The sequence below is a fragment of the Wolbachia endosymbiont of Drosophila leontia genome, assembly GCF_028981785.1.
GTDB classification, from domain to species: Bacteria; Pseudomonadota; Alphaproteobacteria; order Rickettsiales; family Anaplasmataceae; genus Wolbachia; species Wolbachia pipientis.
This window is the reverse complement of sequence record NZ_JAPQLK010000080.1, coordinates 1-8,066: the sequence shown is the minus strand read 5'-3', so window position 1 is coordinate 8,066 and position 8,066 is coordinate 1. Positions and strand designations below refer to the sequence as shown.

Below are 8,066 nucleotides of genomic sequence, written 5' to 3'. Positions count from 1 at the left end.
GGCTAAAATTCAAGAATTTCAATGCTTTAGCTATTTTCAATAGAATTAAATTTATTAATGTAAATAATAAATTACTATTCTTAAATTTGATCAGATTGATTGCAAAAAAACAAGATTTTCAATAGGTTACTTATAATCCTAACTATAGTTAGCCTTTCATAAGTAGCGATGCAACAAAGCCGTCTGGGATCCAGATTGGGCACTAAGTTGGTAAACACGAAAGCGCTTTACAACGTTTTTGATGGAACTGTGCAAAAGGACTGGATACCAGTGTCAGCTACTTGCATGACACCCATTTGTTCCTATAGTTGCTTTTCTCGTCTACCTTATTTTGCCACTCATCTGAACAGATACCCATTTTGGAGGGATACCAATAATAGTTGTGAGCGGTACAAGTTTAGTCCATATACCTTCCAAGCATAACACGCTCACGAAACTTTAATGCGATAGCTTGGTTTCTACTGAAAGACAGCATTGTGCCAAGTGCGATGCTCGAAGATAAAAGAGAAGAACCACCATAGCTAAGTAACGGCAGGGTTATGCCGGTGGTAGGAAAAACACTCAATGTTACCCCTATGTTTATTATGAATTGTGTGATGAATTGCATTGAGATACCGAGAATCACTAACAGATTAAATAATTCATTTTCCCTATATGCAACGTAAAGCAAGCGGGCGGAAATGATACCAAATAACATCAATGTGGCTAAGCACGTAATCAAACCAAATTCTTCTGCTAAAACAGAAAACACAAAATCTGTATGACAATCAGGAAGAGAGGCTTTTACGCTACCTTCACCAGGTCCAACTCCAGTTAATTGACCTCTTTTGAATGCTTCTAATGATTTTGTGACTTGAAAGTTATCGCGTTGCGTAAAAAAGACAAAATTGTAAATCCTTTGCTTTATATGTGGGAGGCATAAGTAAGCTATTGTAGTTCCAGTTGTGGCCATTCCTATTATGCATAGAAAGTATAAAAGTGGTATACATGCAATAAACATTTGACCAATAAAAGAATATGTTAAAAGCATAGACATACTGAAATCAGGTTGCAAAAGTAACAACACAAAAACTAACAGAAATATTATGATTGATATGTGTATTTTAAACTTCATTTCGCTGGCCAAGATACTAGCTATAACAACAGAAAAAAATGGCCTTACGAACTCAGATGGTTGAACTGAAATTTTGACAATATGTAACCATCGTTTCGCACCTTTTACCTCTATACCAAGTATTATCGCAGTTGCTACTAGAATAGTAAATAAAGCGAAACCTGCGAATGAGAGGTTAAGTATAGTTCTTGTGTTGAGAAAAGAAAATGTCACCAAGGTAATTAGTGACAGGACTATATAAATTGTGTGACGCCGTATAAAATAATCTTGTGGTAAAGAAAGACGCTGCGCAATTACAGGGCTTGCTGAATAAACAAGAATGAAGCTTATAGTGAGCAAAAAAAACACTGGAAGGATGAGATAATAATCCAGCGTTCTATACCAGAGTTTAATATTCATTTTGTTCCAATGTGTAATGCCACTATTCCATAGCTCATATTATGAAACTCAACATTCTTAAAGCCTACCTCTTCAATTTCCATTTTAAAATCAGCCTGAGTTGGAAATTCTCTGATGCTCTTCACTAAATATTCATAAGAACTCTTGTCTTTAGCAACTATGCTGCCAATTTTAGGAATTACTTTAAACGAATATAAGTCATAAAGTTTGGTAAATATCTCATTTTGATAGTGCATAGGGGCAAATTCTAAGCAGATAAATTTCCCATGTGGTTTTAACACCCTGTGCGCCTCATTTAAAGCCTTCTTGCGGTCAGAAACATTTCGAATGCCAAAAGCTATTGTGCAATAATCAAATTCGGAGTCTTCAAATGGTAAACTTTCTGCACTTGCACATACCCAATCAAAATTAATTTGGTTTGAATTTATAGCTTTATCACGTCCTCTGTTTAGCATGTTTTGATTTATATCGCATACTGTAACCTTAGCACTTGGCTCTTTTCTTACTATTCTTATTGCTATATCTCCAGTTCCTCCAGCAACATCTAAAACCTTAGAGTTTTTTGTAAAATGCACACTATTTACCATCTTATCTTTCCATAATCTGTGCATTCCGAGGCTCATTATATCATTCATGGTGTCGTAGCGACTTGCCACGGAATCGAATACCTCTTTAACTAATTGTGATTTCTTCTTGATTTTTATAGTAGACATTACGTAAAGTCGCTCAACTCCTTTATAATTAGTAAAAATTAATTTGAATTAACACAAATGTCAACGACAGGCCTTGAGCCTGTTAAAATCTTCTTCAGCGTGGTATGATGACCTAGTCAGTGGGCTTGATGCAACCACTAAGAAACCTTTGGAGTAAGCAATATATTTATAATGCTCAAACTCTTCTGGGGTAACATACCTATCAAGTTTTGCATGTTTTGGAGTTGGTTGTAGATATTGACCAATTGTAATAAAATCAACCTCAGCACTGCGCAAATCGTCCATAACCTGAAGTATTTCCTCTTTTGTTTCTCCAAGACCAACCATAAGCCCTGACTTTGTGAAAACTTTAGGATTAATCTGCTTTACCATCTTCAACAAATATAGTGAATGAAAATAGCGAGCTCGTGGTCTTATTTTTGCATACAATCTCGGCACTGTTTCAATATTGTGGTTATAGACATCAGGTGATGCAACAGCAATTGCTTCAAATGCTCCTTTCTTATTTAAAAAATCAGGAGTTAAAATCTCTATTGTTGTTTCTGAAGTTATCTTTCTAATTTCTTCTATGCACTGTATAAACTGATTTGCGCCACCATCTGGTAAATCATCACGATCAACAGAAGTAATGACAACATGTTTTAAGTTTAACTTTTTAATTGCTTTTGCTAAATTTTCTGGTTCATGAGGGTCTAGTTTATCAGGAATGCCAGTTGCAACGCCGCAAAATGCACAAGCACGAGTGCAAACAGAACCGAGAATCATCACAGTAGCATGACGTTTATTCCAACATTCACCAATATTTGGACATGCAGCTTCTTCACATACCGTATGTAAGTTATGCAGTTTAACGATGTTCAAGGTTTCATTGAATACTTCACCGGTCGGAGCTTTTGCTCTAAGCCATGGAGGCTTACTATGCATCTGAAACGGCTAACTCTACCTCTTGCTTTACTAAAACTTTTTTCAACTTTCTTTTTATCTTCTGCGCTTTCTCACTTAGTTTAATCGTTCTTGTGTTGAGCAAAAAAGCATCCAAATCACCTTTGTAATCTATAGTTCTCAAAGTTCTTGTTGCTACACGAAATCTAAACTTTTTACTCAATATATCACTTGTCAACGTAACCTTATGTAAATTTAAAAGAAAGGTACGCTTTGTTTTACGATTTGAATGTGATACCTTACTACCAAAAGATTTTTTTCTATTTGTTAATTCACAAACTCTACTCACTTCAATATACCAAATTATTCTATGTACTTAGATTACCTTATATAGTCAAATAGTCAATACTCTCTTGCTTAATTTTTATACCATATACTGCTTTATAGCCAAAAAATATCGTAATTTTTTCTATTATAAGAGAAATCACATGCTGAATTTCCAATGCTTTACTGCCATTTGTTACTACCAGATGCAACACACCAGAATTTATATTCTGTGCATATGAGATCTTTTTTGGTTTTGTACACTCTGCTATTTCTTTCCCTACTATATTTTGCCAGTTTAAAATCAGACGTATTTCATTTTTGCTAATCTTATTTTTCATGCATTTTAATGCATAATTTTCAATTATAGACTTTAATTTTTTTGGACCGCTACGTTTGAGCATTTTTCTGTTTTTTTAGTAGGTAGATAATATAAAAGTATACATATAACTTGAGATTTTGTCATTACTGCTACATGTTTGTGAGATACCGTGACGGTACGACCATAATCGTCACTCCGCAACGCATATTGCATAGTCGTCATTCCGCGGCGTGTTCGCGGAATCTAGCTCTGGTCACGCTACTTAGATGACAACCTTCTAACTGCTTTACAAAGGCTCTACCCTCTGGCCTCACACCGTAAAAGCAGTATTTTTATGCAAAACTTATCTCAACGTAGCACTTGCCAAGATCGTTCCATTTACCAAATTTTGTGCTGTCATCTTTGCCTCATAATTAACCTTATAGCTGTTTTAATTGTAATTAGTTAAATTATTATTAACTTGCCAGGCTAGATCCAAAAAATAGCATAATCAATATGCAAATTGTAATAGAAATCACGTTTGCGTATGGTTCATTGCTATGCGGTTAATCTTTCCTCAATCCAAGCTGCTTGAATAGCTTCGAGTATTTTTTCATTACAGCGTTTTTCATCATCATCAAATTCCTCTAAACTCAAGACCTTTTTTTTAAGCTCAGTGAATCTGATACTAATTATATTCTCATTTGGAAATTTTTCCTCCAGAGCTTCCACAATATCTTCTATATCAAGCCATTTCATACTTTTTTGTATTTATCTGCTAAGTTAAATTGGTGCCCATGGGGAGACTTGAACTCCCAAGGTCGCAAAACCCACGGATTTTAAGTCCGCTGCGTCTACCGATTCCGCCACACGGGCTTTTTTTATCTATCTAGAGTAAAACTCTACTACTAAATTGACTTCCATGTCTGCTGAATAAGGAACCTCAGAATATTGAGGTGACCTCAAATACTTCACTGAATGCTCTTTACTATCTGCTTCTAAATAATCCGGAGCCTTGCGCTCTTGTTTTTGTTCAGCCTCTACTACTACAGGGATTTTTGCTGCCCTTTCTCTTATTTTTATTATATCACCTGGCTTCACTCGATAACTCGATATGTTAACCACCTTATCATTAACTGTAACGTGCTTGTGAGATATGAGCTGCTTTGCTGAGTAAATCGTTGGAACAAGACCAGAGTGGTATAAAACAGAACTTAATCTCGATTCTAAGATACCGATAAAATTATCAGCCGTATAACCCTTTCTGTTATAAGCATCTAAAAATGTACGTCTGAGCTGCTTACTTGAAATCGCATAGTAAAACTTAAATTTCTTATGCGCAGCAAACTGCTTACCAAAGTCGGATAACTTCTTGAATCCAAGAACACCACGCTGACCTGGAGGGTATTTCCTTTTGTTTACTGGGTCTTTAGCCCTACCCCATAAATTTACACCAAGTCTACGGCTAATCCTATACTTTCTAGTGATAACAGTTGTCATATAAAAACTCTCACGATTTAACTTTAGATTATTAAGGATTTTAGCACTCAGTGTCAACTTGTTTTTGCTGATATAATCTTTTATACTTCATTTTTAAGTTTTTCTATTAACACATGAATCATTCACATTTAAAATCTATGGCAAACGCCATCCGTTTTTTATCAATTGATGCAGTACAAAAAGCAAACTCTGGACACCCAGGTATGCCACTTGGCATGGCAGATGTTGCAACTGTTTTGTTTGCTAAATATCTGAATCATAATCCTGATGATTCTAAATGGTTCAATAGAGATCGCTTTGTTTTATCAAACGGCCATGGGTCAATGTTACTATATTCAATATTATATTTGACGGGTTATATTAGCATAGATGAGCTAAAAAACTTCAGGCAAATGGGATCCAAGACCCCAGGTCATCCAGAGTTCGGCTTGACTTCCGGGGTAGAGGCAACAACAGGCCCGCTCGGTCAGGGGTTTGCCGCTGCTGTCGGCATGGCACTTGCTGAATCAATCCTTAAAAAGCAATTCAGAATCAATCACTACACTTACGTGATGCTAGGGGATGGCTGTCTTATGGAAGGAATAAGCCATGAGGTAGCATCACTTGCTGGGCATCTTAAATTGAATAAGCTCATAGCTCTTTTTGATGATAATGATATCTCTATAGATGGCGCTACTTGCCTTTCCTGCTCTGATGATGTAGAGAAACGCTTCTTAGCGTATGGATGGAATGTTGACAAAATTGATGGCCACGATTTTGATGCCATATCCTTTGCAATAGAGCAAGCAAAAAAGTCTGGTAAACCTACAATGATCTGCTGCAAAACTATTATCGGAAAATTTTCAAGCCGTGCTGGCACATCCTCTGCTCACGGTGGTGCCTTTTCGGAGGAAGACATAAAACAGATGAGAGAGAAATTAAACTGGAATTATGAACCATTCCATGTACCAGAAGATGTGAAAAATGCCTGGAAGAAAACTGTTGAGAGAGCAAAACAAAACTACACGATGTCATTCCAGCGCGTGACCAGGAAAGAAGAAAAAGAATGGATCCCAGTGTCAAGCACTGGGATGACAAGAGAGAGTACTGGGATGACAGAAGAGAATGCTGGGATGACAGGGTATCATGCAGAACTTCAAAGACGGTTAGATAAACATCTACCAGATAATATCGCTGGTGTTTTAGCTGACCTGAAGAAACAAATATGTGAGCTAATGCCAAACGAAGCTACTCGATCTTCTTTCGGCAGAGTAATGGAATTTTTAACTGAGTCTATGCCGGAATTAATCGGCGGTTCTGCTGATCTTACTGGGTCAAATTGCACTAAATATAAGCACATGCAGGTAATAAATAGCAATAATTATAGTGGCTCTTATGTCCACTATGGAGTGAGAGAGCACGCTATGGCAGCATGTATGAATGGTATGGCACTTCACGGCGCGATTCTTCCTTATGGCGGCACTTTTTTGGTATTTTCCGACTATTGTCGTCCTGCTATACGTCTTTCAGCTCTGATGAAGCAGCAGGTTATGTATGTCATGACTCACGACTCAATTGGAGTGGGAGAAGATGGCCCAACTCATCAGCCAATAGAGCATTTAGCCTCTTTGCGTGCTATACCAAATCTATATGTTTTTAGGCCAGCCGATGCAGTTGAAACTCTGGAGTGTGTTAGCATTGCACTCGAAAAGAAAGAATCTCCAGCACTGTTTGCGCTCTCAAGGCAAAACGTAAGTTACATGCGCAAGTTCTACTCTGATATCGATCAATCTGCTAATTTATCAAAGTTTGGTGCATATATTTTGTGTGAATGCTCAAAAGAATTAAAAGTGACGATATTTGCTACGGGGTCCGAGGTTGAAATTGCAGTTGAAGCAAGGGAGAAATTGCAGGAAAAGGGTATAGGTATAAGGATTGTTTCTATGCCATGCTGGAGGCTTTTTGACGAGCAAAGCGATGAATATAAAGCGGCAATATTAAATAGTGACAGCATTAAAGTTGCAATTGAAGCCGGAAGTGAAATGGGTTGGCATAAATACATAGGTTCAAACGGTATATTTATTGGCATGAAAAGCTTCGGAGAATCAGCACCTTATAAAACACTCTATGAGCATTTTAATATCAGTGCTGATCACGTAGTAAAATGTGTGTGTGAGAAACTGGTTTATATTCAGTAGACCTCTTGCGTTACTCTATAACCCCATCATGGCTTTTCATTGCATCATAATTATTGTTATTTTCTTTGTCTAATGGATTGGATGTGGGTAAGGGAATATCAGATTCATCAGTCTTTTTTACGTTTGATGGTTTAAGTAAAGAAACATCAGCATCGGTTTGTGATGTAGATTCATCAGTGTCAGACCCAAACAACCATGAAAAAAAACCACCAAAAAATGATGCAACTAATGAAAAAGGCTTCATAAGTATACTAAACAAACTACCAAAAAAAGAGCCCGGCTGTTCTTCTGTTTGTGCAGGTTCTGTGGGAGCAACAGGATTTACACCTTTGTCTTGTACATCAGCTCCTTTTTCTCCATTGATGTCTTGCTCTCTCTGTGATTGATTTGAATCCTCCTCTTCCTCTTGACCCCCTTCACTATCTGTCGATGATCCACCCGCTGAACCATCATCAGATTTTTCTGCTGGTTGCAATAGAGTTTTTATTTCTTCGTTAGTAGTTAAATCTAAGAACCTGTTAAGGATCTCGAAAATATGAGGTAAAATAAGCATAGTTAAGAAAGAGGTGTATCTATGCAAAAAAGCTATCCAAGCGATATAAGTAAAGAACAATTTGAAAAAATTAGACCAATACTGGAGAGTAGCAGAAAGAAAA

General features: G+C 36.9%; 8 protein-coding genes, 1 tRNA gene and 1 pseudogene. 1 reads left to right on the top strand and 9 read right to left on the bottom strand.

Annotated elements, in window-relative coordinates; genetic code table 11:
- Nucleotides 1-397 precede the first annotated feature (397 nt).
- The 8 genes from OZD63_RS02710 to rpsD form a co-directional block, all read right to left on the bottom strand.
- Nucleotides 398-1,513 carry an FtsW/RodA/SpoVE family cell cycle protein gene (locus tag OZD63_RS02710; RefSeq protein WP_274979994.1) on the bottom strand — a complete coding sequence of 372 codons (1,116 nt, stop codon included), beginning with the start codon at nt 1,511-1,513 and terminating at the stop codon, nt 398-400.
- Nucleotides 1,510-2,226, bottom strand: a complete 717-nt coding sequence (gene ubiE / locus OZD63_RS02705) for a bifunctional demethylmenaquinone methyltransferase/2-methoxy-6-polyprenyl-1,4-benzoquinol methylase UbiE (protein WP_274979993.1) — start codon at nt 2,224-2,226, stop codon at nt 1,510-1,512. The genes OZD63_RS02710 and ubiE overlap by 4 nt, the downstream gene beginning before the upstream one ends.
- A gap of 60 nt (nt 2,227-2,286) precedes the next feature.
- Nucleotides 2,287-3,150, bottom strand: coding sequence for a lipoyl synthase (gene lipA, locus OZD63_RS02700; protein ID WP_274979992.1), 864 nt, complete (start codon nt 3,148-3,150; stop codon nt 2,287-2,289).
- Entirely contained in the window at nt 3,143-3,457 is a 315-nt protein-coding gene (gene rpmB / locus OZD63_RS02695) for a 50S ribosomal protein L28 (RefSeq protein ID WP_275008050.1), read from the bottom strand. The genes lipA and rpmB overlap by 8 nt, the downstream gene beginning before the upstream one ends.
- A 37-nt stretch (nt 3,458-3,494) precedes the next feature.
- Nucleotides 3,495-3,836, bottom strand: coding sequence for a DUF721 domain-containing protein (locus OZD63_RS02690; protein WP_274979990.1), 342 nt, complete (start codon nt 3,834-3,836; stop codon nt 3,495-3,497).
- Between the two features lie 455 nt (nt 3,837-4,291).
- Nucleotides 4,292-4,492: a Fe-S cluster assembly protein IscX gene (gene iscX / locus OZD63_RS02685; protein WP_007552114.1), complete on the bottom strand. Its 201-nt coding sequence runs from the start codon at nt 4,490-4,492 to the stop codon at nt 4,292-4,294.
- Between the two features lie 30 nt (nt 4,493-4,522).
- Nucleotides 4,523-4,609, bottom strand: a tRNA-Leu gene (locus OZD63_RS02680).
- A 9-nt stretch (nt 4,610-4,618) separates the two neighbouring features.
- Nucleotides 4,619-5,233: a 30S ribosomal protein S4 gene (gene rpsD, locus OZD63_RS02675; RefSeq protein ID WP_274979989.1), complete on the bottom strand. Its 615-nt coding sequence runs from the start codon at nt 5,231-5,233 to the stop codon at nt 4,619-4,621.
- Nucleotides 5,234-5,346: 113 nt separating this feature from the next.
- Here rpsD and tkt point away from each other — a divergent pair, with 113 nt between their 5' ends.
- Nucleotides 5,347-7,410 (top strand): transketolase, encoded by a 2,064-nt coding sequence (gene tkt, locus OZD63_RS02670; protein ID WP_275008048.1) that lies wholly within the window; start codon nt 5,347-5,349, stop codon nt 7,408-7,410.
- Nucleotides 7,411-7,420: 10 nt separating this feature from the next.
- On the opposite strand, the pseudogene OZD63_RS06150 reads toward tkt, so the two are convergent.
- Nucleotides 7,421-8,066, bottom strand: a pseudogene (locus OZD63_RS06150) (hypothetical protein); the annotation flags it as partial.

Excerpts from the sequence above, each read along its gene's own strand:
- OZD63_RS02710 (WP_274979994.1), bottom strand. The coding sequence starts at position 1,513 with ATGAATATTAAACTCTGGTATAGAACGCTGGATTATTATCTCATCCTT.
- ubiE (WP_274979993.1), bottom strand. The coding sequence starts at position 2,226 with ATGTCTACTATAAAAATCAAGAAGAAATCACAATTAGTTAAAGAGGTA.
- lipA (WP_274979992.1), bottom strand. The coding sequence starts at position 3,150 with ATGCATAGTAAGCCTCCATGGCTTAGAGCAAAAGCTCCGACCGGTGAA.
- OZD63_RS02690 (WP_274979990.1), bottom strand. The coding sequence starts at position 3,836 with ATGCTCAAACGTAGCGGTCCAAAAAAATTAAAGTCTATAATTGAAAAT.
- iscX (WP_007552114.1), bottom strand. The coding sequence starts at position 4,492 with ATGAAATGGCTTGATATAGAAGATATTGTGGAAGCTCTGGAGGAAAAA.
- rpsD (WP_274979989.1), bottom strand. The coding sequence starts at position 5,233 with ATGACAACTGTTATCACTAGAAAGTATAGGATTAGCCGTAGACTTGGT.
- tkt (WP_275008048.1), top strand. The coding sequence starts at position 5,347 with ATGAATCATTCACATTTAAAATCTATGGCAAACGCCATCCGTTTTTTA.